Annotated in this window: 20 protein-coding genes; 8 read left to right on the top strand and 12 right to left on the bottom strand. The window is 57.0% G+C overall.

The window, feature by feature from the left end:
- The first annotated feature begins 20 nt into the window (after positions 1 to 20).
- Positions 21 to 641 carry an HAD family hydrolase gene (locus ACR0MV_RS06745; protein ID WP_480701514.1) on the top strand — a complete coding sequence of 207 codons (621 nt, stop codon included), beginning with the start codon at positions 21 to 23 and terminating at the stop codon, positions 639 to 641.
- A 1-nt stretch (position 642) separates the two neighbouring features.
- Here the strand turns inward: ACR0MV_RS06745 and ACR0MV_RS06740 are convergent, their stop codons facing one another.
- Entirely contained in the window at positions 643 to 1,881 is a 1,239-nt protein-coding gene (locus ACR0MV_RS06740; RefSeq protein ID WP_480701513.1) for an MFS transporter, read from the bottom strand.
- Positions 1,882 to 2,027: 146 nt separating this feature from the next.
- Between ACR0MV_RS06740 and zapE the strand changes: the two genes are divergently transcribed.
- A complete protein-coding gene (gene zapE / locus ACR0MV_RS06735; RefSeq protein ID WP_480701512.1) occupies positions 2,028 to 3,086 on the top strand; it encodes a cell division protein ZapE in 1,059 nt (352 codons plus the stop codon).
- Between the two features lie 78 nt (positions 3,087 to 3,164).
- On the opposite strand, the gene ACR0MV_RS06730 is transcribed toward zapE, so the two are convergent.
- Genes ACR0MV_RS06730 through ACR0MV_RS06715 form a run of 4 tightly spaced genes read right to left on the bottom strand, consistent with a single transcriptional unit; the run spans position 3,165 to position 9,416 of the window.
- Positions 3,165 to 4,439, bottom strand: a complete 1,275-nt coding sequence (locus ACR0MV_RS06730) for a bifunctional folylpolyglutamate synthase/dihydrofolate synthase (RefSeq protein WP_480701511.1) — start codon at positions 4,437 to 4,439, stop codon at positions 3,165 to 3,167.
- Positions 4,436 to 5,368 carry an acetyl-CoA carboxylase, carboxyltransferase subunit beta gene (gene accD / locus ACR0MV_RS06725; RefSeq protein ID WP_480701510.1) on the bottom strand — a complete coding sequence of 311 codons (933 nt, stop codon included), beginning with the start codon at positions 5,366 to 5,368 and terminating at the stop codon, positions 4,436 to 4,438. Before accD ends, ACR0MV_RS06730 begins: the two co-directional genes overlap by 4 nt.
- A gap of 60 nt (positions 5,369 to 5,428) precedes the next feature.
- On the bottom strand, positions 5,429 to 6,325 hold the full coding sequence (locus ACR0MV_RS06720; RefSeq protein WP_480701509.1) for a CPBP family intramembrane glutamic endopeptidase: 897 nt from the start codon (positions 6,323 to 6,325) through the stop codon (positions 5,429 to 5,431).
- Positions 6,318 to 9,416 carry an ABC transporter transmembrane domain-containing protein gene (locus ACR0MV_RS06715; protein WP_480701508.1) on the bottom strand — a complete coding sequence of 1,033 codons (3,099 nt, stop codon included), beginning with the start codon at positions 9,414 to 9,416 and terminating at the stop codon, positions 6,318 to 6,320. Before ACR0MV_RS06715 ends, ACR0MV_RS06720 begins: the two co-directional genes overlap by 8 nt.
- A gap of 241 nt (positions 9,417 to 9,657) precedes the next feature.
- Between ACR0MV_RS06715 and ACR0MV_RS06710 the strand changes: the two genes are divergently transcribed.
- From ACR0MV_RS06710 to ACR0MV_RS06700, 3 genes are all read left to right on the top strand, one after another.
- On the top strand, positions 9,658 to 10,419 hold the full coding sequence (locus ACR0MV_RS06710; protein WP_480701507.1) for a DUF6478 family protein: 762 nt from the start codon (positions 9,658 to 9,660) through the stop codon (positions 10,417 to 10,419).
- Positions 10,420 to 10,429: 10 nt separating this feature from the next.
- Positions 10,430 to 10,789 carry a hypothetical protein gene (locus ACR0MV_RS06705; protein WP_480701506.1) on the top strand — a complete coding sequence of 120 codons (360 nt, stop codon included), beginning with the start codon at positions 10,430 to 10,432 and terminating at the stop codon, positions 10,787 to 10,789.
- Between the two features lie 88 nt (positions 10,790 to 10,877).
- Positions 10,878 to 12,404, top strand: coding sequence for an MFS transporter (locus tag ACR0MV_RS06700; protein ID WP_480701505.1), 1,527 nt, complete (start codon positions 10,878 to 10,880; stop codon positions 12,402 to 12,404).
- Positions 12,405 to 12,452: 48 nt separating this feature from the next.
- Here ACR0MV_RS06700 and ACR0MV_RS06695 read toward each other — a convergent pair whose 3' ends face one another.
- From ACR0MV_RS06695 to ACR0MV_RS06665, 7 genes are all read right to left on the bottom strand, one after another.
- On the bottom strand, positions 12,453 to 13,796 hold the full coding sequence (locus ACR0MV_RS06695; protein ID WP_480701504.1) for a S41 family peptidase: 1,344 nt from the start codon (positions 13,794 to 13,796) through the stop codon (positions 12,453 to 12,455).
- A gap of 6 nt (positions 13,797 to 13,802) precedes the next feature.
- Positions 13,803 to 14,933 carry a murein hydrolase activator EnvC family protein gene (locus tag ACR0MV_RS06690; RefSeq protein WP_480701503.1) on the bottom strand — a complete coding sequence of 377 codons (1,131 nt, stop codon included), beginning with the start codon at positions 14,931 to 14,933 and terminating at the stop codon, positions 13,803 to 13,805.
- Entirely contained in the window at positions 14,930 to 16,447 is a 1,518-nt protein-coding gene (gpmI, locus tag ACR0MV_RS06685; RefSeq protein WP_480701502.1) for a 2,3-bisphosphoglycerate-independent phosphoglycerate mutase, read from the bottom strand. The genes ACR0MV_RS06690 and gpmI overlap by 4 nt, the downstream gene beginning before the upstream one ends.
- A 104-nt stretch (positions 16,448 to 16,551) precedes the next feature.
- Positions 16,552 to 18,225, bottom strand: coding sequence for a sulfatase-like hydrolase/transferase (locus ACR0MV_RS06680; RefSeq protein ID WP_480701501.1), 1,674 nt, complete (start codon positions 18,223 to 18,225; stop codon positions 16,552 to 16,554).
- A gap of 75 nt (positions 18,226 to 18,300) precedes the next feature.
- Entirely contained in the window at positions 18,301 to 18,537 is a 237-nt protein-coding gene (nqrM, locus tag ACR0MV_RS06675) for a (Na+)-NQR maturation NqrM (RefSeq protein ID WP_170423432.1), read from the bottom strand.
- Between the two features lie 14 nt (positions 18,538 to 18,551).
- Positions 18,552 to 19,577, bottom strand: coding sequence for an FAD:protein FMN transferase (locus ACR0MV_RS06670; RefSeq protein WP_480701500.1), 1,026 nt, complete (start codon positions 19,575 to 19,577; stop codon positions 18,552 to 18,554).
- A gap of 67 nt (positions 19,578 to 19,644) precedes the next feature.
- Positions 19,645 to 19,830, bottom strand: coding sequence for a hypothetical protein (locus ACR0MV_RS06665; RefSeq protein WP_480701499.1), 186 nt, complete (start codon positions 19,828 to 19,830; stop codon positions 19,645 to 19,647).
- Positions 19,831 to 19,950: 120 nt separating this feature from the next.
- Between ACR0MV_RS06665 and ACR0MV_RS06660 the strand changes: the two genes are divergently transcribed.
- The 3 genes from ACR0MV_RS06660 to tviB all read left to right on the top strand — a co-directional run bounded on the left by ACR0MV_RS06660 (position 19,951) and on the right by tviB (position 22,871).
- Positions 19,951 to 20,475: a CBS domain-containing protein gene (locus ACR0MV_RS06660; protein ID WP_480701498.1), complete on the top strand. Its 525-nt coding sequence runs from the start codon at positions 19,951 to 19,953 to the stop codon at positions 20,473 to 20,475.
- An 85-nt stretch (positions 20,476 to 20,560) separates the two neighbouring features.
- Positions 20,561 to 21,574 carry an SDR family NAD(P)-dependent oxidoreductase gene (locus ACR0MV_RS06655; RefSeq protein WP_480701497.1) on the top strand — a complete coding sequence of 338 codons (1,014 nt, stop codon included), beginning with the start codon at positions 20,561 to 20,563 and terminating at the stop codon, positions 21,572 to 21,574.
- Positions 21,575 to 21,587: 13 nt separating this feature from the next.
- Entirely contained in the window at positions 21,588 to 22,871 is a 1,284-nt protein-coding gene (gene tviB / locus ACR0MV_RS06650; protein WP_480701496.1) for a Vi polysaccharide biosynthesis UDP-N-acetylglucosamine C-6 dehydrogenase TviB, read from the top strand.
- Positions 22,872 to 22,892 lie beyond the last annotated feature (21 nt).

Below are 22,892 nucleotides of genomic sequence, written 5' to 3'. Positions count from 1 at the left end.
TTGCACGGATAGAGGATTACATGTCGATAAAGGCCGTTATCTTTGACATCGGGAACGTTCTGATCGAGTGGCAACCTGAGCGATACTATGACCGGATCATTGGCGAAAACCGCCGTCGCGCAATGTTTTCGGAAGTTGATCTTCATGGAATGAACGACTTGGTCGATCAGGGCCATCACTTCACCGATACGATCTATGATTGGGCCGAGAAGCACCCCGAGTGGCGCGACGAAATCCGCATGTGGCACGACAAGTGGATCGAGCTTGCCGCGCCCGAAATCCCACACTCGGTCCGCTTGCAGCGTGCTTTGCGGGCCAAGGGCGTGAAAGTCTTCGCGCTGACCAATTTCGGCGTTCAGAACTTTGACTATGCAACCACGGTGTATCCGTTCCTGAATGAGTTCGACAAACAATATGTCTCGGGCAGAATGCAAACTGTCAAACCGCATGTCCCTATCTACGAAATGGTCGAGGCAGATTGCGGCCTGCGTCCCGAAACGCTTTTGTTCACCGACGACCGGATCGACAATATCGAGACCGCGCGAACCCGCGGGTGGCAAACACACCTCTTTCAGGGCCCACAAGGGTGGGCGGACCGACTGGTGCAGGAAGGCCTGCTGACAGAGGCCGAGGCGCGCTAGCTCAGGCAGCCGCGGTCGCGGGACGGTTTTCGCGGATGGGTAGATGGACAATGGCGCTAAACGCTCCGATCGCGACGCCAATCCACCAGACCATAGTGTAATCACCGTATTGGTCGTACATCCGTCCACCCAGCCAGACGCCGAGGAAGCTGCCGACCTGGTGGCTGAAGAAGATGATCCCGTAGAGCGTGCCCATGTAGCGCAACCCATAAAGATGCGCGACCAGCCCCGAGGTCAGCGGAACTGTGGCCAGCCAAAGCGAGCCCATGACTAGCGAGAACACAACGACTGAGATTGGCGTGATCGGGAACATGATGAAGGCTGCGGCGGCTATAGTGCGGGCGGTGTAAACCGCAGCCAGCAAGTACTTCTTAGGGAAGTGGTTTCCTGCCCAACCTGCCAGCAAGGTACCGACGATGTTTGCCAACCCGATTAGCGAAATGGCCACGGCTCCAAGTGCGGACGTGCTGGTGATCCCGATGGAATGCAGAACGCCACCCGGTTGAATGGGTCCACACATTTCGGTCACGAAGGCCGGAAAATGGGCCGTGATGAACCCCAACTGATAGCCACAGCTGAAAAAGCCCAGGAAGATCAGCGTGTAGGATGGGTCGCGGAACGCCTTGCCCAGGATTTCCCCCATGCTTTCTTCAAGCTCGGCCTTTGTCACCGCCTGCGGTGCACGCATAAAGGGCAAGGTCAGCACCAGAGCAAGGATCGCGATCGCGAAGACGATGAACACTTGCTGCCAAGGCATGAAACTCAGCAACCACTCGGCGGTTGGGGCACCCAATACCTGCCCAAAACTGCCCGCAGCTGTGACAATTGCCAGCGACATCGAGCGGTTCTCGTCCGATGACGCGCGCCCAACGACTGCAAGCACCACCCCGAAACCGGTTCCAGCGATGCCAAACCCGACCAGCCAGGCGTACATCTGATGCTCAAACGGCGTGACGGACCACGCCGACAAGACCATACCGGCGGCATAGGTCAGCGCTCCAATCACAATTGCACGTCGGTCCCCGATTTTTTCAGCAATCGCACCAAAGATTGGCTGTCCGATGCCCCAAGCCAGGTTCTGGATCGCGATGGCCATGGAGAACTCGGTGCGGAACCAGCCGAACTCGTCCGCGATCGGAATCTGGAACACGCCAAAGGACGCGCGTACGGCAAAGCTGACCGTGATGATGATGCACCCAACAATCAGGATGGGGTTAAAAAGGCGCGCGTACTGGGGCATGGGGTCCTCGGGGTGTCAGGCACGCCAAGTTACTCGCTGTGAGACAGGCGTCAATTCAGGAGTTTTGCGGTCACGGATAAGCAAATTTGATGTGTCCGATAAATGGCCGCTTTTCAACGGGCAAGCCGGGCGGTATGCCTCGGACTATGACGGGTTTGATTTCGCTTTATGACAAACAGGTGGCCGAAGGCACCCTGACCAGAGACGACGCGCAAGAAGCCGTACTTCCCCATTTCGAACGCATTCGGTCTGCTTTGGCGGAACCTGCTAAGCGCGGGTTCTTTCGAAAAGCGCCGCCGCCGCCCAAAGGATTGTACCTGTGGGGTGGTGTCGGACGTGGGAAGTCCATGCTGATGGACATGTTCGTCGACTCGCTGGCGGACATCCCGGCCCGCCGCGTGCATTTTCACGCCTTTATGCAGGAAATCCACGCGGGCATGCACAAGGCCCGGAAGGACGGGGTCGAGGACGCATTGGCTCCGGTTGCCGCCTCGGTTGTCAAATCCGTGCGTGTGCTGGCCTTTGACGAAATGCAGATCACCGATATCACCGACGCGATGATTGTTGGTCGTCTGTTCGACTTGTTGCACGCAGGGGGCGTCGTGGTTGTCACCACATCCAACCGTCATCCAGATGATCTGTACAAGGACGGGCTGAACCGTCAGCTCTTCCTGCCATTTATTGCGCATATCAAAGAACAACTTGAGGTGTGGGAGCTGATCTCACCCACAGACTACCGCCAGAACAGGTTGGAAGGTGCCCCTGTCTACTTCACTCCGATCGGCCCCGAGGCCCGTGCGAGCATTCGCAGCGTCTGGAACGATCTGGCTGGAGGGGCAGCAGACCCGCTGATCCTGCAAGTCAATGGGCGCGCAGTTGAACTGCCGGAATTCCGTAACGGTGTGGCGCGGGCCAGTTTCTATGACCTATGCGGCCGAATGCTTGGCCCGGCGGATTATCTGGCCATCGCTGAAGCGGTTAAAGTGCTGGTTCTTGAGGATATTCCGCGCTTATCCCGCAACAATTTCAACGAAGCCAAACGGTTCGTCACGCTGATCGACGCGCTGTATGAGGCGAAAGTTAGGTTGATCTGTTCTGCCGCAGCAGAGCCAGAGATGCTGTATGTCGAAGGCGAAGGCACGTTTGAATTCGAACGGACGGCATCGCGCCTGCGTGAAATGCAGGATCAGGACTGGGGAAAATAGGGGGCTCTGCCCCGCCGCGCTGCGCGCGTCTCCCCCGAGGTGTTTTTGGCCAGATCAAGCTAGGCGGACGTCCTATGCTCAGCCGTTTTCGCGTAGAATGTTGCCCGCCAGATAAAGCGAGCCGCAGATCAGGATGCGGGCTTGCGGGTCTTTCGCCACGATTTCCTTGACCGCTTCGCCTACGCTTGCAGCAGTTGCAGCAGGCAGATTGACTTTGGCGGCGGCCGCGGCCGTGTCTTCGGCACTGAGCGTGGCAGCCTCGCCCGGGATTGAAACTGCCGTCAGGCTATGAGCCTGTTTGGCCAGCGGAGCGAGGTACCTGGTCACATCCTTGGTGTTCAACATGCCGCAAATCATATGGGTCGAACGCGCAGGCAGGGTCGCGAGAAGATCGGCCAATGCTTGCCCCGCAGCGGCATTGTGACCGCCATCCAACCAAAGCTCGGCCTCCAGCGCTTGCTCAACCAGCGGACCGGTTTTCAGTCGCTGCATCCGTGCGGGCCATTCGGCCTTGGTTACTGCAGCCTCATAGGCGTCATCGCCAAGATCCAGGTGGCGCAGCACTGCAAGCGCAGCACCGGCGTTTTGAATTTGGTGCGCGCCCAGCAAGTTTGGAAGTGGCAGATCGCGAAGCCCGGTTTCGTCCTGATAGACCAGACGCCCGTTTTCCTGGGTGACGTGCCAATGCTGCCCATGCACCAGCAGCGGCGCGCCTAGACGCGCGGCGGTGTATTCGATGACCTCTAACGCTTCGTCGTGTTGCGGCCCTACTATGCAGGGTACGCCGGGTTTGATAATCCCGGCTTTCTCGGCCGCGATCTTGCCCAGGGTGTCACCCAGGAACTGTTCATGGTCGATGGATACGGGCGTGATAACTGTAACCGCCGGATCGTGGACGACGTTGGTGGCATCCAACCGGCCACCCAGCCCGACTTCAAGCAAGGTGAAATCCGCCTCGGACCGAGCAAAGGCCAGCAGGGCCGCACAGGTAGTGATTTCGAAATAGGTGATGTTTTCACCACCATTGGCGGCATAGCATTCATCCAGAACCGCCGTCAGATCGGGTTCGGAGATCAGGTCACCAGCCAGGCGGATACGTTCATGAAACCGGGCCAGATGAGGCGACGTGTAGGCATGAGCCGACAGACCAGTCCCTTCGAGCCCTGCGCGGATCATCGCCTGGGTCGATCCTTTGCCGTTGGTTCCGGCGATATGGATCACCGGAGGCAGTTTTTCCTGCGGATTGTCCAGCGCGGCCAGCAAACGCCATACGCGGTCCAAGGTCAGATCAATGATCTTGGGGTGCAGCGCCATCATCCGTTCAAGGATGACGTCCGATGTCTGAGAGGTCATTTTGCGTCCGCGTCTTCGGCGGGGGTTTCGGACTTGGCATCCTCGGGTTCGGGTGCTGGCAGGTCACCCTTGATCGCTGGTGGCTGGTTCATCAACATCCGAGTGATGGTGATCAATTCATCCCGCATCTCGGTGCGTTTGGTCACGCGATCCAGCATTCCGTGATCCAGCAGATATTCCGCGCGTTGGAACCCTTCGGGCAGTTTTTCGCGAATGGTCTGTTCAATCACACGCGGCCCGGCAAAACAGATCAGGGCGTTCGGCTCCGAGATATGAACGTCACCCAGCATTGCGTAGGAGGCCGTCACCCCACCGGTCGTGGGGTGCGTCAGCACGACGATATACGGCAGGTTCGCCTCTTTCAGCATCTCAACCGCGACAGTGGTCCGTGGCATCTGCATCAGGCTGAGAATACCTTCCTGCATCCGCGCACCACCAGCGGCCGAAAACAGGATCAGAGGGCGCTTCAGCTTCACAGCCTCTTGCGCGGCGGCGATGATGGCGTTGCCCACGTACATGCCCATGGACCCACCCATGAACGAAAAATCCTGCGCAGCGGCTACAATTGGAGTCCGGCCGATTTCGCCCGTGGCGACCAGCATCGCCTCTTTCTCGCCCGTCTTTTTCTGGGCCGCTTTCATCCGGTCGGGATATTTCTTCTGATCGCGAAATTGCAACGGGTCGTCTTTGGGCGCAGGAACCTCGACCTCGGTGAAGATGCCGCCGTCAAACAGATGTTTGAACCGGTCGCGCGGTGTGATCGCCATGTGGTGACCGCATTGAGTGCAGACATTCTGGTTGTCCGCCAGTTCGCGGTGGAACAGCATCGTTCCGCATTCATCGCATTTGTGCCAAAGGTTTTCAGGCACCTCGCGGCGCGAGAAGATCGAGTTGATCCGGGGACGGACGTAGTTTGTGATCCAGTTCATGTCGGAACCTTGGCTTGTGCGACTTTGACGTCAAATAAGACGCTACGGAAAGAAATGCAATCAGCGCCTGAGCGCAACCCGTGCTGTCAGCCAACTGACAATCATCACTGCGAAATCAACATACAGCCATTGCCGCAACATCCCGGTGTCCGACATATCGTAAGGCAAAAGGAACAAAGCCAGTCCGCTGAGGCTGTCCGGCAATGAGATGAATAACAGCGCAACCATATTGTTGAACAGATGCAATGCGATAGCCGGGCCCAATGTTCCTGACCGCGCGGTCAGATCCGCTGCCAAAAGTCCAAACAGCCCGGACCACATCGCCACCAGCAGTGCATTGTCGCCAGCCGCACCGGGGGCATAGTGACCTGCCGCAAATAGAACCGAAGGGACACCCAACCAAATGACAGGTGAACGGAAACGCGCTGCAAGAGTTTGTTGGATATAGCCTCGAAAAAGGACCTCCTCGGCGCTGACCTGAATCAGTACCGCAACAAGGGATACCGGCAACAACAACAACCATGTCGACAAGGCCAGGTTCTGCGTCAAGGTCGCGCCCATGTCGTAGGGTGGAAGAATGGTCACGATGACCCCAATCACCAATAACGCCTTGAACACAGTCCAGAATTGCGCAGTTGTTTCGCGCCAAGGGCCACAAATGGAACTCAAGGTCCGCCCTTGCAAAGACCGGGCGGCGACCGACACTCCGAAAGTGACGAAGGCAAAACTGGCCAGCAGAACCAACATCGCTGTGGGCGAGGCTCCGGCCAACAGGGATTGCGCCCACGCGACGGAAACCAGTGTCGACGCCAACCCAAACAGAACAAAGTTCAGCGCGGTCACAACCACACCCACAATGGCCAGACCGACCAAAAGCCGCCACAGCTGAGGGCGGGTGCGCGCGGCGTCAACCAAACGCTGATGCGCCGAATAGGCTCCGGGTTGGGCGTCAAACATTTTTGGGTGGTTCCCGGACTATTTGGTCGGCGTCTGCAAAAAGCGATGTAGCGTTGGCTGCATTTGCTCGTTCCGCCAACGTAGACAGGTACCCCGCTACCGTTTGCAACAATTGCAAGGCAACGCCCGCGTCGCTTTCAATGACCGCACGCAGTTCTTCTGCGCCGATCCGAAGGAAGGAACAATTCTGAACTGCAACCAGATCAAGCTGCCGGGGTTCGCCCGTAATCACCGACAAGTCGCCGATCAGACGTCCGGGCTCGATCACCGAAATCGTCCGTGCCGCGCCGCCTTCTTCGGTCCAGATCAAATCGGCCTCACCGGAAATGCAAAGGTAAGCGGCGTCTGCCGACTGCCCCCGCGAAAAGATGATCTGACCAGCAGCGGCTTCGTACCATTGGGCCGAAAACGCCAACAGGCGTTGGTTTCGACCATCAATCCCTGAAAACAGCTCGGTCGAAGAGATGATCTTGAGCTTTCGGCTTAGATCATCTGTCGCGCTGGTTTCGTCCTCGGGGCGCGTGCGCGAAACGCCGTCGATCCGGCCTTCCTTGATCTCAACGAAAAGATCATAGGCTTCTGGGTGGGCAAAATGATCCTCCATGAACAGCATGATCGAGTCAGGCAGCAGCTCGCGCAGTTTCAGCCGGGTTCTCAACCGGCTTTCCGAATCGTGACTGGCCAGTGCCTTGTCCAGAATCAGAACGTCGGGACGCTTGATCCCGGCGCGCGAAAAGGCTGCGCGTTCCTGAAACACCGTCGGCAGATTGTTCCCACCCAGACCCGAAGGCAGGTCATAGATGATGGCCGCGGCGCGGCGGCGCAGGCCGGCTTCGTTCATAGCTTCGGCCACGACGTCTTCAATCTCATCCATATGTGCACCGGCCATCAAAGATACGCGTCCGAACAGCGCGTTTTCCATAGCAGTCATACGTCCGATATACGTCTCGGGCGTCACCGGAATGAACATACCGTCCAACGAAGCCCGTAACAGCTCGGCCTGACCGCTGCGAATTGCGAGGATCTTGTTTTTGTACTCTTCCGGGAAATCCGGCCCAATCTGTTCAGCAGTCAGCAGGAACGGAACGGTCAGCAACAAGGCCCGCTCGCCCTCACTTATTTCACTATCCCCTTTGGCCTTGCGGCGATCCTCAATATCCAGAAGTCGGTGGAACATCTCTTTGGTCATGCCCAGTCGCAAGAACAGCGGGTGATCGGTTCCATCCCGACCGAACGTCGTGTTCAACGTCTCAAGCACCGCGCTTGCGATGCTCATTGCATCATCATCCAGATCATGGTGGCGCAGCATCTGCATGAAACGACTATCGCCTGCCAGAATATCAGGTGAGATGTCATGGGACGGCGCAGCGTAAAGCAGGTTGCCCCCAAGCGGCACAGCCGGGTTGAAGCGGTCGGGGTCAAATCGATAAACGTATCTATCCAGCCCCCTCTCCTTAAGCCTCTGCGCAACAGTATCGCGCAGCTTCACAATTTCCCCGGCAAGAATGGGATGCTGTTCCGGATCGAACTGAGATCGCAGCGTCCGCCGGAACATAAACTCATCGATACCCATTGCCTCAACCAGCTCGAACCACCAGTCACGAATGTCCTCGATGTCTTCGAGGCCTGCCAAACCGGGGTCGATCCATTCATCGGACAAGGAATCCGGCGGGTTCCCTGCGCGAACCGCCTCGATCTGCCACCGGCTTGGTGCTTTTTTCGCATCCGCTTCATGCTGCGGATGGGTCTGCAATGGCATCAAAAGGTTGTCACCCAAGGTACCGTCAAACAGGTAGGGGCGTGAATAGGCATAGCCGATACGCGCTGCGATCACGGTTTGATGTAGTTTTTGAATGTCGTGACCCGCGATGATGACATCGCCCTGAACCGGCAAAATTTCTCGCGTAAGCACTTGCGCCAATGCACTACGCTCGGCCGCGCTGGTGGATTGGATGGCCACACGCGCGCCTTTTGGAATGATCAGGTCAATGTCTTCGAGGATCGTTTTGCCGTCATCGTCGCGCACCGTGACATTGTGCAGCTCAATATCTCCTGTCAGGTGCGGGATGGTTTCAGGTTCGCCGACAAAGAGTTCTTCCGGGATCATGTTGTCGGGCGCAAACCGCTCGGTCACGATTTCCCAACGCAGCGACATATCCTGAACCTGGTTGTAATAGGTCAGCAGAGCCTTCCACGGACCGCTGAGATCTTTATAGGCTCCCAGTGCCGCAACAAGCGCGCCCACAGTCACCTCACCTTTGATCGCCAGATAGCCACCGACCGAGAAGAACAGGAACGGTGTCATCTGAGTGATCAGATTGTTGAGGAACTTCATGAAGAACTTTTTGTTGTAGATCTTGAACCGGATCTCGAACAATGTCCCCAACCGATGGCTGAACTGCGCCAGCCGATAGCGCCAGCCGCCGTTCGTACGCAGATCGCTGATCCCCGCTGCGCTTTCCCCAATTTCCGAGCTAAGTTGTCGGACCTCTTGAATACGCTCTTTGTTCAACAAGTTGATCTGGCGCTGCAGCTTTGGGATCAGCCAGGCCTGTAGCGGGATAAGCGCGATACTGGCCAACCCGAACCATACGCTCTGCATGAACAGAAAGGTGACGATCGTCATCATCTGACCAAACTGGAACACGGGCTGCGCAATCGCATCGCCCATCAGTCCACCCATTGGTTCGGCCTCGGACGTGATCATCGACACCAGCTCACCCTGACTGGTGGTCGCGAAGTAAGACTTCGGGAAACGCATCGTCCGGTGGATCAGCGTGAACCGCAGCCGACGCAACATCCGTTCAGCCAGAACCCCCTTCATCGTGTTGATGCGCATTTTCATCAACCCGCTGACGATAACGGTCGCGAGAAAGGCAAAGCACAGGATCAGCAGGTATTGAACTTGCGTGAAAGTCACGCTCATAACGGTCACGGTATCGCCGGGCGCACCGATCGCATCGTTGATGATCTGTTTAGGCAGCTCAAGCGAGGCGTAGAGGAACGGGAAAGACAACACCGTCAGAAACAAAAGCACAAGCTGTTGCTTTTTCGAGTGTTTCCAAATGAATGCAAAAAGAGTGGGTTCCATGCCCCGCCTTGCTTTAGAAAATGATACGCTGTCTTGTCAGATGAACCACAGCAATCAAGTGCCGGACGGTAAGCACAGAGCCGGTTGATTGCAAGAACGGCCGCGCCTTTAGCAGCGCAGAGAGGGCCTGCCCAGTCACAAGCTCGTTAACTGGCGGGCAGATTTATTCGGAATTCAAAAATTCGGTCTTATCCTTGCCACCGTCTTTGACTAAAGATGGTCAAGTTCAAATGATGGGACCATGGGCAGAATTCTTGAACGATACTTACACCGCAAGACTTTTGCGCGCTGGCGCCGCGCCGCGCAGAGTGCGGGCGAGGCTCCCATCCCTCAATTGCGTCAGCAGCGCGACGAAGCGCGCAAGTTGCGGGCACAATTGGATCGCCTGATTCAGGACTCCACCGAACGGTTGAGCTTGCCTTTGGTTGGCTCGAAACAGTTTCCCAAACCGTTGGGCACAGATTGGTGCTGGCGACCGGATTTGTGGCGTGGACCATTGGCGCGACCAGGTATCGCTTCGGTCGCACGCAAGGCGGCATTCGATCCTCAAGTGACCATCTTCCATGATTGCCCCCTGTCCGAAATCAGCGCCAGGCAGACCCGAAACACGGATGACAGGGATCTGGCCGCGTTTGGGCTGAGCCTTGAGGTTTTCGGGTTTTCGGGCTCTTTCCTGTCCTTGTCTCTGGATTTACCGCCCGAGGCAGGGCGAGGTCTGACCCGACAGCACCTCATGCGGGTCGATGCGCTGCTTGAGGCTGAACGTCCCCTCGACGTGACCGCACGGCTGAATGTTCAACATGGCCCGAACACCGACGTTGTAGTGCGATCGCTGGACTTGGCGACCCCCTCAAATGCGCTGGATTTCGATTTGGCCAAACTGCCGCTGAACGAACGCCGCATCGACAAGATCTGGCTCGACCTCGTTTTCAACAATCCCGCGATGAACCGTATCACCTTGCGCGACCTGACCCTTTGCCGCCACCACCGCGCCGATTTGTAAGAGCATTGGCATGACACATCCGACCCTGACCCCAACCCTGTTCAAAAACGGTATCTGGCGCGCCTATGTGCGGGCCGAAACAGAGCCTCAGATCGACGTCCATTACCTGGGGCAAGTATTGGAGGATGTACGGATAGCTGAGGCCGAAAACGGATGGGAACTGAGCGTACAGGTGCCACCCACTGCGATTTCAGACGGGGTGCATTGCTTTGTGATCAGAGACTCGCAGTCCACAGAGAAGCTCGGGGAATTTACGATCATTGCTGGGGCACCGGCGGCCGAGGATCTTCGGGCTGAGGTTGCATTGCTGAGGGCGGAACTGGACATGCTAAAGCGCTCATTCCGACGGTCACAGGCGTCTTCGGACTGACGCTGGGCGGGCCTTGCTGAGGCAAGCCCCTATCTTTAAATCAAATTCCGTGCATCATTATCGTATCCGCAGCAATCCGGGTACGTCCATGGACCGCAGCAGTATCGTCAAGGTCATTGCCCTGATGGTCACGGGGTTTGGCATCGGTATCGACTTTACCGGTGCGCTCATTTTGGTTCCGGCCATTGAAAACAGCTTTGACGCCGATATCACCAGCACTCAATGGGTTCTGAACATCTATGCGCTGTTCTTTGCCATGACCATGGTCGCTGGTGGGCGCATGGGGGATATGTTCGGACATCGCAAGATGATGATCTTCGGGCTGACGATCTTTCTGTTTTCGTCCATCATGTGTTTTGTCTCAACAAGCCTTGATTTCCTGATCTTTTCGCGTGCGCTTCAGGGGATCGGCGCGGGCTGTGTCTGGCCCTGCACCTTGGCCTTTGGGGCTACAAAAGTCTCGCGCCCGGAACACCGCGCGATGATCATGGGGATGATCCTTGCAGGCGTGACCAGCGGCAATGTCTTCGGCCCTCTGATCAGTGGAGCCGCCGTGAACTTCGGTGACTGGCGGCTGTTCTTTCTGGCCAATGTTGTGTTTTCGACCATTTCGATGGTCACCGCCCTGATCCTGATGGAGCGTGAAACGCAGCACAAGCAGGGCGAACATATCGATTTTGCCGGAATGGGCATTCTGTCATTCGCCGTTCTACTGCTGCTTTACGGGTTGGACGTTGGCGCGGATTGGGGCTGGAGCTCGGTGCCACTGTTGATGCTGTTTTTCATCAGTGCGGTTCTGTTCCTATTGTTCCCCAAAGTCGAAAAACGTGTAGAAGAGCCTTTGCTGTTGCCGCAAATGATGCAGAACCGCGAGTTTCGCATTACACTTGGCTTGAATATGTTCAACGTCTCGGCCGCCTTCGTTGGGCTGCTTTATTTTCCACAGTACATGCAGAAAGTTCTGGGCTGGTCGGTATTCGCGTCGGCGGTCGGCCTGGCTCCGTTGACGGTTCTGCTCGCGGTTGGGTCGATTGTCTCTGGTACGCTGTACAATGACTTCGGCCCAAAGCGGTTGTTGTTCTGGGGTTACGTGATCGCAACGGCTGGCGCGCTGAGCGTCGTAGTCCTGCCTGCGGGCTTAGGATACTTCCAGATCCTGCCGGGAATGGCGATGATCGGGCTGGGTGCGACGCTGACCGTCGGACCATCCGGCACCGCCGCCGTATGTGCTGTCAAACCAGAACGAGCGGGGCTGGTTGGCGGGCTGAGCTTTATGACACATCTGGTCTATGGCGCGATTTCCGTCGCCTGTGCGACCGCAATCATGTACGCCACCAGCCTGGCCAATCTGGGCAAACAACTGACGGCAGACGGGATCGACCTGTCCGCAGCCGATCAAAGGGCCATCAACGGCGGAACGCTGACAACCGATACAGCGCGCGCTGTCATGGAAAAACTCAGCTCGGACCATGCTGAAAAAGTCAAATCAGCCATCGCCTCTGCTTTCGACACCGGGATGAACATGGCGTTTGTCTTCGCCGCCATTTCGGTATCGATGGGCGTACTACTGGCTTTGATGCTTGATGAAGAAAAACTGCACAAGGTCGAGAGCTAAAACCTTTCATGCGAAAAGGGCCGCCGAAATCGGCGGCCCTTGTTAGGTTTACTGGGATGGTCCACCGGTGGGATTGAACGCCGACAGGCCTTTTAAGATATCGATGGCGTAGGCCAATTGATAATCCTCTTCCCGCAGCTCGGCCGTGGCTTCGGCTTTGGCACGATCTTCCTCGATCTGACGGATTTCGTCCTCGCTCAGGCTGTCGTTGTTCAGGCTGCCGCGCAGGTCGGCCTCGGACCGGGTACGGGCGTCAGCTTCATCCTCGTCGGTCTCTGGCGCCGGACGAGGTTGTTCCACGATGATGTCAGGGCTCACACCCAGCGCCTGGATTGAACGGCCCGACGGTGTGTAGTACCGCGAGGTTGTCAGGCGCATTGCGCCGTCTCCGCGCAGCGGCATAACCGTCTGCACCGATCCCTTACCAAAGCTCTTGGTACCAACCACGATCGCACGGCGGTGATCCTGCAGCGCGCCTGCGACGATTTCCGAGGCCGAGGCCGAACCACCGTTTATCAGCACGACGATCGGCTTGCCTTCGGCCAAGTCACCCGGTGTCGCGTTAAAGCGCTCACCGTCGTTTGCGTCGCGACCACGGGTCGAGACGATCTCACCTTCGTTCAGGAACGCGTCCGAGACTTTGATGGCCTGCGTCAGCAACCCGCCGGGGTTATTCCGAAGGTCGAGGACCACGCCGTTAACCTTATCAATGCCGCCGGCCTCTTCGATCTGTTCGTTCAAACCCTCTTGCAGATTGGGGAACGTCTGATCGTTGAAGGTGGTGACGCGCAGAACAACACTTGTGCCCTCGGTTCGGGCCCGTACGGCAGTCAGTTTGATGGTATCACGAATGATGGTGACATCGAACGGCTCTTGCTCACCTTCACGGACCACAGTGATCACGATCTCCGAACCCACGGGACCGCGCATCAAATCCACCGCCTTGTCCAGAGTCAGGCCCAGAATGCTCTCGCCATCGACATGTGTGATGAAGTCACCCGCTTCGATCCCGGCTTCATCTGCCGGTGTGCCATCGATAGGAGAGACGACTTTTACAAAGCCTTCCTCTTGCGTGACTTCGATACCCAGCCCACCGAACTCGCCACGGGTCTGAACGCGCATCTGTTCAGCGTCGTCCGGCGACAGATAGCTGGAGTGCGGATCAAGCGAGGTAAGCATGCCGTCAATAGCCGCTTCGATCAGCTCTTTGGGCTCGACCTCTTCGACATATTGGGCGCGGATACGTTCAAAGATATCGCCAAACAGATCCAATTGTTCGTAGACAGTAGCCTTGCTGTCGGCCTCTTGAGCCAGCAGAGGACCGGCGATTTGTGTGGTTGCGATTACACCTGCCACGGTTCCGGCCAGACCGGCCATCAGAAATTTCTTCATACTCGTTTATCCATCCTTGTCGGTCCGAAACCACGATTCCGGGTCCACGGGGCTGTTATTCTCTCTTACCTCTATATAGAGCGTTTCTGACCGGTCAGTTCCAGTGCCATCACCGCTTGTTGACAAAATAGCGCCGATTTCGGGCGTTTCACCGGGCATCAACCCGACCGGAGTACCCTCTGGGATCACCTCGCCCGTGTTGCCATAGACGTCTTGGAGACCCGCAAACACAAACAACAAGCCCGGTTGCGGCTCAAGGATCATCACGTTCCCAAGCTCGAGCAACGGGCCACGATAGCGAATTGTTGCGGCAATCGGGGTTGTAACAATTGCCCGCGGGCGGGTAGCCAATACCACGCCGGGGCGGGTCACACCTGCGGCATCCGTCTCATTCGCACGGTGCAGCATCACCCCCTGAGTCGGCAGGGCAATCTGCCCTTTCCGATCCGACACATCAGCATCCGTAGCCGCGATTTCACCTTCCGAGATTTCGGACAGACCGCTGGCGAACCCATCCAATGTCTCGGTCGATGAAATCAGAATGGCCGTGCGCACCGGGTCCTCTACGAACCGGCGGGGCAGATCAGTGCGGTCAGCAATGGCCTCGCTGAGTTTGGTTCGTGCATCCTGCACACCGGTCAGCCCTTCGACCAGTGTTTCGGCGGCACTTTGCTGTAACTTCCGAAGGGTTTGAACCTCTTGCAGATCCCGCGCCAGCGCCAGCGCGCGCGCATTCAGCCCGGGGGTAACTTCTGACAGCATCATGCCTGCCCGCGCGGACCCAAGCGGGCCGGATGGATGAAGCATCAAAACCGGCGGGGCTGTGGTTTCGATCGTTTGCAATACACCAAGCAGTTGTGCCACGTCTTTTTCGCGCGCCCGCAGCTCTGCTGTTAGCTGAGCCTCTCGCGTCGCCGCCATGCGTAACCCGTCACGCATTGCCGAAAGCCCCGCCTCATAGGCCTGGATCGTTTCGGTCAGGGCGCGCACGCGGTCTCTCGCTCCGTCTGCTTCGGTCAAGTTGATTGACGCCTGCTCCAGCATTCGTGCGGCGTTCAATGCCGCCGTAGACGGATCATTCTGCGCGCCGACGGGCGACGCAATGCACAATGCAAGAATGAGCGCGCGGAGCTTCATGACAGAAGGCTCTGCCCCGTCATCTCGGGCGGTTGCTCAAGGCCCATCAACTCCAGCAGGGTTGGTGCCAGATCGGACAAGCGACCATTGCGCAACGTTGCCCCTTCAGGTCCACCAACCAATGCCACGGGTACCGGGTTCAGCGTGTGTGCTGTGTGTGGTCCGCCGGTTTCTGGATCAACCATCATCTCGCAATTTCCATGGTCGGCTGTCACGATCATCGCACCGCCGGCCTTGTTCAGCGCGGCGACAACCTGGGACAAGCCCTGGTCCACCGCCTCGCAAGCTTTAATCGCGGCCTGCAGATCACCAGTGTGCCCAACCATGTCCGGGTTGGCGTAGTTCGTGACGATCAGGTCATACCCCGCCTCGATCGCTTCGACAAACTTGGCCGTCACCTCGGCCGAAGACATCTCGGGCTGCAGATCATAGGTCGCAACCTTGGGAGATTTCGGCATGAAGCGGTCTTCGCCCTCCTCGGCGGTTTCTTTGCCTCCATTGAGGAAAAAAGTCACGTGGGGGTATTTCTCGGTCTCGGCTAAACGGAACTGGCGCAGTCCTTTTTTGGCAACCCACTCACCCAAAGTGTTCACGATATCCCGCTTGGGGAACACGGTCGTCATATAGACGTTGTGGCCGTCCGAATACTCGACCATGCCCAGTAAAGCCGACAGCTGCGGACGCGGGCCGGTGTCGAAATCCGCAAAACCAGGCTCACCGATGGCGCGCAGGATTTCGCGAGCGCGGTCGGCACGGAAATTCAGGCAGAAAAAGCCGTCGCCGTCTTTAACACCATCATAATCGGTCAAAACCGTGGGAACGATAAATTCATCCGTTTCCGACTGATTATAGGCGTGATCCACGGCCCCATGCGCCGTCGCGGCCGTACGTCCCTGCCCCTTTAGCATCGCATTATAGGCTTCGCTGACCCGCTCCCATCGATTGTCGCGGTCCATGGCAAAGTACCGACCACTGACCGTGACGATCCGCGCGCCTTCAGGCAGGCGGTCCTCAAGCTCGGCCAAATAGGTAAAAGCTGATTTAGGGGCTACGTCCCGCCCGTCTGTGATGGCGTGCAGCGCAACCGGAACACCCGCATCCGTGATGGCCTTGGCCGCAGCGACGATGTGGTTGAGATGACCGTGCACGCCACCGTCCGATACCAGCCCCATAAGGTGAGCTGTCCCACCTGACGCTTTCACTTTGGCGATAAAGGCCTGCAACGCGGCGGTGTCAAAGAAACTGCCATCCTCGATTGCCAGATCAATCTGCCCAAGATCCATAGCAACAACCCGACCCGCTCCGATATTGGTATGGCCAACCTCGGAATTGCCCATTTGGCCACTTGGCAAGCCCACATCCGGGCCATGCGTGATCAGAGTCGCGTGCGGCCCGTTGGCCATGATCCCATCAAAGGTCGGCGTATTCGCAAGAAAAGGCGCGTTGGCTTGCGTGTCATCGGACAAGCCCCAACCATCAAGAATACACAGGACGACGGGTTTGGGGGCGGTCATTGCGGCTCTCCGGGTTTCTGCTCTTGTTCGGTCTTGTATCCTCTGACCTTGGGCAATTGAACCGTATTCTGAGCGCGGATGGCCAGAATTAATGCCCGCTCGCCCTAGCCATTTTTCGTGTAATCCTGATAGGGGCGCGCTTTTCGTCCGCGATACTTGACCGTCAGGTCCAAGGGCGCATCGTTTTCGTCATAAACCCCGACCACAACGCCCCTGCCCCGGCTTTTGGTCCGCATCTCGATCAGTTGCTGTTCAGACCGGGTGGTGCGTTGCGATTGACGACGTGTCCAGGCAAAAAGATGGTCATACATGTCGGCGATCACATCCGCATGATCCGCGCTGTCGCCCAGATCGTTCAACTCGTTCGGGTCGTTTACAAGGTCAAACAGGATCGGCCGGTGGCCGCCCTCGCAATGAATCAGTTTCCACTTTTTGTCGGCCACCATGAACATGACCGCATCCCGGACCGAGGCGTTCAGCATGTCCGCAATAGGCGAGGCCGAATAGTCGTATTCGCAAACGACCACATCGCGCGGCGTTTCTGTCTGGTTCCCATGCAGGATCGGAAGCAGGGAATGCCCCTCCAGGATATGGCCTGCTACCTCGCCACCCGCCACGTCCAAGAATGTGGGTGCCAGATCGATGGACTCAACGAGCGCATCGCTGACAGTGCCACGGGTCGCGTCCGCCTGCGGGGACGGATCGTAGATGATCAACGGAACTTTGGTCGAAGCATTATGAAAGAAGGTCTTCTCGCCCATCCAGTGATCCCCCAGAAAATCTCCGTGATCCGAGGTCAGGACGATCATCGTGTCTTCCATCCGACCCGTTTTTTCCATCCAGTCAAACAGGCGACCCATCTGATCGTCGGCCTGTTTGATCAGCCCCATATAGGCCGGGATTACTGCGTCGCGCACATCCTGCCGCGAGAATGCCTGCCCCACTTTGGTGTCCATGAACGCCTTGAGCACGGGATGGGCATTCTGCCGCTCGGCTTCGGACCGGATGACCGGCGCGACATGCTGCGGACCATACATCGAGGCATAGGGTTCCGGCACGATGTAGGGCCAATGCGGCTTGATAAAGCTCAGATGGCAGCACCAAGGCCCGTGATAGGTCTCCATGAAATCCATTCCCCGTCCAGTCAGATAGGGAGTTTCGCTGTCCTCTTCGGCGATGTTCGCAGGCTCAGCAGAATTCCTAAGGAACCAGCCGGAAAGGACATTGCCATCCGCATCCAGACCAGAATTGGCAAAGTCGTGCCAAGGATTGTCACTCTCATAGCCTTTAGCGGTCAGGTACTTGTTGTATTCCTTCGCACCATCCGGGTCGTAGTATCCATCGGGCCCTTCGGGCAGCATGCCATCATCACGCTCGAAAACGTCGAAGCCGCATTCCGCCACCCGCGCGCCAATCAAACTGTCAGGCTCCAAACCCAGCCGCGCCATCCCTTCTGCATCCGCCCGCATATGCGTTTTGCCGACCAGCCAGCAATCCATACCGGCCTTTCGCAGATGGTCGCCCATCGTGATCTCACCAACCTTCAGCGGGATACCGTTCCACGACGCACCATGCGAATGAACGTATCGGCCGGTATAGGTCGACATTCGCGAACTACCGCAAATCGGAGATTGGATGTAGGCCCGGTCAAACCGAACGCCCTTAGCCGCCAGTCGGTCGATGTTAGGGGTGTGCAGATGTGGGTGCCCGTAACAACTCAGGTAATCCCAGCGTAGCTGGTCGAACATGATGAACAGGATGTTTTTGGCTTTGGCCAAACCCGCGCCCTCCCCCAATATGCCTCGGAGGAGTGTTTAGACAGTTTCGCAGAAATAACGAAGCGCAATCTGCGCTTAGGCCTGACGCTCCATCTGTTCCAACATCTTTTTGGCGCGTTTGCACTGAAGCTGATCGCGCAGGGGCGAGTTCGGGTCGACGTCTTTCTGGCAGACCACACATTTGTCCGCGCCCGAGATCGCGTTCAGACCACCACAGCTGCCCTTGATGGTTTTCCCCATCAGCATGACGCCCAAAGACATGCCCACCACGATGATAAGCAGCAGAAAGAAGGCGATGATAAAGGTGCTCATTCCGGTCCTATCCGTCAGTTGGTGCCCAAGGCGTCTTTGAACGCAGTGCTATGAACAGTGATATAGGCATCGTCGCCGCCTGTCACATCCCGCGAGATGAAATACACGGCAAGTTTATGCTCTTCCGCCAGTTCCATGCCTTTTTCCTGACCCAACGCCAGCATCGCGGTTGCCCAGGCATCGGCCATCATTGCGTTTTCGGCCAGCACCGTCACCGAAGTCGTGCGGTGCGTGATGGGACGACCGGTTGTTGGATCAATGATATGTGAATAGCGCACGCCATCCTGTTCAAAGAAATTCTTGTAGTCGCCCGAGGTGGCCATGCCCAGATTGTCGAGCTGAACAATTAGTTGCAGGTTCTGTGATCCAGCCTCGGGTTTTTCGATGCCGATCCGCCAGGCCTCGCCCTTGTCGTTCTGGCCCATGGTGACCAGATCGCCGCCAATCTCGACCATGTAATTCTCGATACCCGCCTCGCGCAGCGTCGCGGCCACGGCGTCGATGCCATAGCCTTTGGCAATGGCGGACAGGTTGATGCCGACACCCGCATCCGACTTGGACAAAGTGCCTTTGTCTGCATCCAGCGTCAGCAAACGCGCCTGACCTACGCTATCAAGAGCGGCCTGTATTTCGGCATCCGAGGGCACCGGGTCTTCCGGCTTGCGCGGACCAAAGCCCCACAGCTCGATCAATGGGCCCAAGGTGACATCGAAAGTGCCGCCGGATTTATCATGCACATCGTTCGCGGCCGCGATAACCAATGCGAATTCGTCAGATACTTCGGTCGGTTCCGTGCTGGTAGACGCCGAGAATGTCGAAACCTCAGAATTTGGGTCCCAGTTGGACATTTTGGCGTTTACGTCAGCCAACGTCTCCTCGACAGCTGTACCCAGAGCAGTTTCATCAACATCCGTGCCAATGGCGGTGATGTTGAACGTGGTACCCATGGTCTCACCGGACAGGCGCACAACCTCGGGCTCTTCGTCGAAAAGACACCCGGACAAAAGTGTTGCAGCAGCCAAAACAGGCAAAAGGCGCATCGAGAGACCTCCTGAGGAAAACCGTGCCCGGCATATGCCAGCGGCCCCTTGCAGAGTCAAACCGACTTCACAGTTTCAGAGGCAAGAACCCCAAAGCCAGCAATCCGATGCCAGCCGGAATACCAAACAACCAGGCTTTTTTCTGCCATCCCTCTGGCTGCTGTTTCCAGGCCATTCTGAAGTTATGCCCACAAACCACCACGGCAAAGAAAATCAGCGCGGCAATGGGCGGGGTCAGGTACAGGTCAGACAAAAGGCCGGATATCCTTGATTTGCGGCAGTTTTAGCCGGTTTGGGAATTTGCACCCTATACAGACTGCGTTGCTGCGGTAAGGTGTAAGGGAAGCCATCTCAAAAAAAGAGGAGATTGCCAATGGCCCCAACCTCATATCAGCCCCCCACCCGTGGCGACAAGGCCGATAAAAGCACACAAAGTCAGTCGGTTGAATCCAACCTGTCGCACACACAGACGACAGTCTCGAAGCTGCTTGAGGGTAAAGGGGATGCTGTGTTTGCGGTGCGCCCAAATGACACGATCCATTCGGTCGTCAATACACTCAAGGAAAAGCGGATCGGTGCGGTGGTCGTAACCGACCAGAACGGCACGCTGCAGGGCATCCTGTCGGAACGCGACATTGTGCGACGCATGGCGGACACGCCCGGCCAAACCCTGCCGCAATCGGTCGAGGATCTGATGACCCGGGAGGTCAAAACCTGCGCACCGGAGGATCTGTTGAACGATGTCCTGAAAACCATGACCGAAGGACGGTTCCGCCATATGCCGGTTCTGAGCGACGGTCACCTGCGCGGTGTCATCACAATCGGAGACGTCGTTCATTTCCGACTGAAAGAGCTGGAATACGAAGCCCTGCGCATGAAACAGATGATTGTCGGCTGAGACCAACAAAAGAATACCCCTTGACCTTGGCGGACCAACAGTATCCCTGATGCGCAAATTGGTTCGGTTATAGGTCGAGGGTAAAATGAAACGTGTTCTGATCACGGGTACAGCCGGTTTCATCGGATTCCATCTGGCAAAACTGTTGCTGGCCGAAGGATTTCGGGTGCACGGCTTTGACGGAATGACGGACTACTATGACGTTGCCCTCAAGCGCCGCCGGCATCAAATGCTGCTTCAGAACCCCGGCTTCTCAGCAACCGAGGATCTTCTGGAAAACCACGAAAAACTGAAGCAGATCGGGGAAGAGTTCCAACCGGACGTGATTGTTCACCTCGCTGGTCAGGCGGGCGTACGTTATAGCCTTGAAGACCCGCGCAGTTATATCGACTCGAACATTGTCGGCACCTTCAACGTGATGGAAGTTGCGCGCGAGCATATGGTCGAGCACCTGTTGATGGCCTCAACGTCCTCAGTCTACGGCGCGAATGAGGCGATGCCCTTTACCGAAGTCGAAAAGGCGGACACCCCGCTGACCATTTACGCTGCGACCAAAAAAGCGAATGAGGCTATGGGGCATTCCTATGCCCATCTGTGGAACCTGCCGACCACGATGTTCCGCTTTTTTACGGTCTATGGGACCTGGGGCCGACCTGATCTGGCGTTGTATAAATTCGTTGACGCCATTCTGGATGAACGCCCGATCGACATCTACAACCACGGCGACATGTATCGCGACTTTACCTATGTCGATGATCTGGTCCGTGGCATCAGGCTGTTGATCGACACCCCTCCTTTGCGGCCCGACAGCCCGGGCGAGATTGAGGAAGGCGATAGTCTTTCGCCCGCGGCCCCTTGGCGCGTGGTAAACATCGGCAATGGCGACAAGGTCCGACTGATGGATTTCGTTGAAGCGATCGAGGACGCTGTCGGCAAAAAAGCCATTCGAAACTATATGCCGATGCAGATGGGGGATGTTCCTGCGACTTGGGCCAACAACGATCTGCTGCAGCGCCTGACCGGGTACCGCCCTCAGACCGATTTCAAAGATGGGATTGCCCGTTTCGTGGAATGGTTCCGCGACTACCACGGAAAGTAGGCTGAGGTTCCACATGTTCGAAACAGATCCAAATTCACGAAAAATAGCCGTTATCGGATTGGGTTATGTCGGCCTGCCTCTGGCCGTTGCTTTTGCCAAGATCGGTCCGGTCATCGGTTTTGACATCAATGCCGCTCGGATAGAAGCATTACGCGCAGGACAGGACAGCACCCAAGAGGTGGAGCCCGAGGAACTGGCGGCTGCGACTGGTCTGACCTTTACTACTGACCCCACCACCCTCGCAGAGTGCGACACCTTTATTGTGACCGTACCAACACCTATTACAGCGGGGAAACAACCAGATCTGGCCCCCCTTTTGCGCGCCTCCGAAACCGTTGGGAGCGTTCTGAAAAAAGGCGATCTGGTGATCTATGAGAGCACCGTCTATCCCGGTGCAACCGAGGAAGATTGTGTGCCGGTTCTGGAACGCGTGTCAGGCCTGACGTTCAACACGGATTTCTTTGCAGGCTACAGCCCCGAGCGGGTCAACCCCGGCGACAAGACTCATCGGATTTCAGACATCTGCAAGGTGACATCGGGGTCGACCCCCGAAGTCGCCGATCTGGTCGATGCGCTTTATGCGCGGATCATTTCCGCAGGCACGCACAAAGCCGAAAGTATCCGCGTTGCGGAAGCCGCCAAAGTCATCGAAAACACACAGCGCGACCTGAACATTGCGCTGGTCAACGAGTTGGCGATGATCTTTGGGCGTTTGGGCATCGATACCGACGCTGTGTTGCGTGCGGCAGGGACAAAGTGGAACTTTCTGCCCTTCCGTCCGGGTTTGGTTGGGGGCCACTGCATCGGCGTTGACCCTTATTATCTGACCCACAAAGCAGAGGCCGTCGGGCATCATCCGCAGATCATCCTGGCCGGTCGGCGGCTTAATGACAGCATGGGCAGCTATGTGGTGTCCCAACTTGTGAAGCGAATGACCCGTGCCGGAATTGACGTGGGATCTGCCCGTGTTCTGGTCATGGGCCTGACCTTCAAGGAAAACTGCCCCGATCTGCGAAATACTCGGGTCGTCGATATTATTGACGAGCTGAAAGACTACGGAATTGCTGTGGATGTTCACGATCCGCATGCAGATGCCGCGGCCGCACAGGATGAATACGGCATTTCGCTGATTGATGCTCCGCAGTCGCACACCTATGACGGGATGATCCTGGCGGTTGCACATCATGAGTTTCTGCAGATTGATCCAGCACATATTCGTGCGTACGGAAAGGACCCTTGCATCATATTCGACGTCAAATCCGTTCTGCCGGTCGAAGCCAGCGATCTACGTCTATAAAAAAACCGGCGCTCTGAGCGC

The sequence above is a fragment of the Ruegeria sp. BC3 genome (assembly GCF_056539265.1).
This window is presented reverse-complemented; position numbering and strand designations above follow the sequence as displayed.

Coding starts and splice junctions, on each gene's coding strand:
- ACR0MV_RS06745 (WP_480701514.1), top strand. CDS start 21: ATGTCGATAAAGGCCGTTATCTTTGACATCGGGAACGTTCTGATCGAG.
- ACR0MV_RS06740 (WP_480701513.1), bottom strand. CDS start 1,881: ATGCCCCAGTACGCGCGCCTTTTTAACCCCATCCTGATTGTTGGGTGC.
- zapE (WP_480701512.1), top strand. CDS start 2,028: ATGACGGGTTTGATTTCGCTTTATGACAAACAGGTGGCCGAAGGCACC.
- ACR0MV_RS06730 (WP_480701511.1), bottom strand. CDS start 4,439: ATGACCTCTCAGACATCGGACGTCATCCTTGAACGGATGATGGCGCTG.
- accD (WP_480701510.1), bottom strand. CDS start 5,368: ATGAACTGGATCACAAACTACGTCCGTCCCCGGATCAACTCGATCTTC.
- ACR0MV_RS06720 (WP_480701509.1), bottom strand. CDS start 6,325: ATGTTTGACGCCCAACCCGGAGCCTATTCGGCGCATCAGCGTTTGGTT.
- ACR0MV_RS06715 (WP_480701508.1), bottom strand. CDS start 9,416: ATGGAACCCACTCTTTTTGCATTCATTTGGAAACACTCGAAAAAGCAA.
- ACR0MV_RS06710 (WP_480701507.1), top strand. CDS start 9,658: ATGGGCAGAATTCTTGAACGATACTTACACCGCAAGACTTTTGCGCGC.
- ACR0MV_RS06705 (WP_480701506.1), top strand. CDS start 10,430: ATGACACATCCGACCCTGACCCCAACCCTGTTCAAAAACGGTATCTGG.
- ACR0MV_RS06700 (WP_480701505.1), top strand. CDS start 10,878: ATGGACCGCAGCAGTATCGTCAAGGTCATTGCCCTGATGGTCACGGGG.
- ACR0MV_RS06695 (WP_480701504.1), bottom strand. CDS start 13,796: ATGAAGAAATTTCTGATGGCCGGTCTGGCCGGAACCGTGGCAGGTGTA.
- ACR0MV_RS06690 (WP_480701503.1), bottom strand. CDS start 14,933: ATGAAGCTCCGCGCGCTCATTCTTGCATTGTGCATTGCGTCGCCCGTC.
- gpmI (WP_480701502.1), bottom strand. CDS start 16,447: ATGACCGCCCCCAAACCCGTCGTCCTGTGTATTCTTGATGGTTGGGGC.
- nqrM (WP_170423432.1), bottom strand. CDS start 18,537: ATGAGCACCTTTATCATCGCCTTCTTTCTGCTGCTTATCATCGTGGTG.
- ACR0MV_RS06670 (WP_480701500.1), bottom strand. CDS start 19,577: ATGCGCCTTTTGCCTGTTTTGGCTGCTGCAACACTTTTGTCCGGGTGT.
- ACR0MV_RS06660 (WP_480701498.1), top strand. CDS start 19,951: ATGGCCCCAACCTCATATCAGCCCCCCACCCGTGGCGACAAGGCCGAT.
- ACR0MV_RS06655 (WP_480701497.1), top strand. CDS start 20,561: ATGAAACGTGTTCTGATCACGGGTACAGCCGGTTTCATCGGATTCCAT.
- tviB (WP_480701496.1), top strand. CDS start 21,588: ATGTTCGAAACAGATCCAAATTCACGAAAAATAGCCGTTATCGGATTG.